The 1,336-nt window shown below is 61.9% G+C and carries 1 protein-coding gene and 1 pseudogene; one reads left to right on the top strand and one right to left on the bottom strand.

What is annotated here, in order from left to right:
* Positions 1 to 227 precede the first annotated feature (227 nt).
* Positions 228 to 1,178, top strand: a complete 951-nt coding sequence (locus tag AF337_RS29955) for an IS110 family RNA-guided transposase (protein ID WP_049735019.1) — start codon at positions 228 to 230, stop codon at positions 1,176 to 1,178.
* Between the two features lie 67 nt (positions 1,179 to 1,245).
* On the opposite strand, the pseudogene AF337_RS42750 reads toward AF337_RS29955, so the two are convergent.
* Positions 1,246 to 1,336, bottom strand: a pseudogene (locus tag AF337_RS42750) (sugar phosphate isomerase/epimerase family protein); the annotation flags it as partial.

The following is a 1,336-nucleotide window of genomic DNA, read 5'->3' as shown; positions in this document are numbered from 1 at the left end:
GTGCCGTGTGGCCCCCTCATCCGACCCTTCGGGCCACCTTCTTGGATGACAGGAATGTAGGATACTAACGCTTCCGGGCGGGTGGCCGCCCGCCCGGAAGCTGGTTGTCGGATCGTCACCTTCTTAGCCGTTTGGGGCTGTGGGGAGCAGGATCGCAACCGGCTCTTCATCTGGCCCGTGTGGTTGCAGGAACCTTGGGGTTCGTATCCAAGACAGGGACGACGAAGATGACAGATAATAGCATGATCTGTGCCGGAATCGATGTCGGCAAAAGCCATCTCGACATTGCCATCCATCCCGACGACGCAAGGCTGAGGGTGACGTACGACACCGCTGGTCTGAAGGCGCTTGACGCCTTCCTTCAAGAGCATGACGTCAGTCGCATCGGCTTCGAAGCCTCCGGTGGCTATGAATGGCGGCTGATGGTGCATCTGCGGGCCGGCAAGCGACCGGCGGCGCGTCTGCAGCCAGCGCAATTGCGGTTCTTCGCCAAGAGCCGGCTTCGGCGGGCAAAGAACGACCGGCTCGATGCCGCGCTGATTGCGCTCTTCACTGCAAGTCTCGAGCAGTTGCCGGCACTGCCGGACGCACGCTTCGACAGGTTGGCGGCCGAACTGACCTATGTGGAACAGATCGAGCAGCAGATCGCGCTGGTGAAGACCTTTGCCGAGACCGCCTTGTCGGAGGCCGTCAAACGCCGTCACGCGCGCGAGATCGCCCGGCTCGAAACCTGCCGCAAGGCCCGTCTGCTGCGGCTCGAAAAGACGGTTCGCGACGATTGTGACCTGGCCCGGCGGCTCGATCTGCTGATCTCCATCAAGGGGATCGGGCTGCGCAGCGCGCTGTGCCTGATCATTCGGCTGCCCGAACTCGGCCATGCCGGCCGTGCCGAGATCGCCGCCCTTGCCGGCGTCGCACCCTATGACGACGATAGTGGAAAACATCATGGCAGACGCCGCATCCAGGGTGGCCGCGAACGCCTGCGCAAGAGCTTGTTCATGTGCGCCTTCACGGCAACCCGGCACAATCCGGATCTCGCGTCGTTCTATGCGCGCTTGCGCAGCAACGGCAAGGAACACCTGTGCGCCGTCATAGCCGTCGCCCGCAAACTCATCATCCTCGCCAATGCCATCCTCATTCGAAACACCGAATGGACGCCACAATACCAGCAAAATTGAAACATGGTTGCTCCCCGCTGGGGAGAAGAGGGAGCGAGCCGCGACCTTAGTAGGCCGGGCACAGGTGCTATTCAGCCACGCCGATCGAGGCGAGATAGGCAGCAGAGGCCGGGATTTTCGACTTGTCCTCGATCTCGATGATGAGGCGCGGATTGCTT

This window comes from Rhizobium ecuadorense (assembly GCF_001187535.1).
Lineage (GTDB): Bacteria > Pseudomonadota > Alphaproteobacteria > Rhizobiales > Rhizobiaceae > Rhizobium > Rhizobium ecuadorense.
The sequence above is the reverse complement of the archived record's forward strand: the minus strand, read 5'-3'. Positions and strand labels throughout refer to the sequence as shown.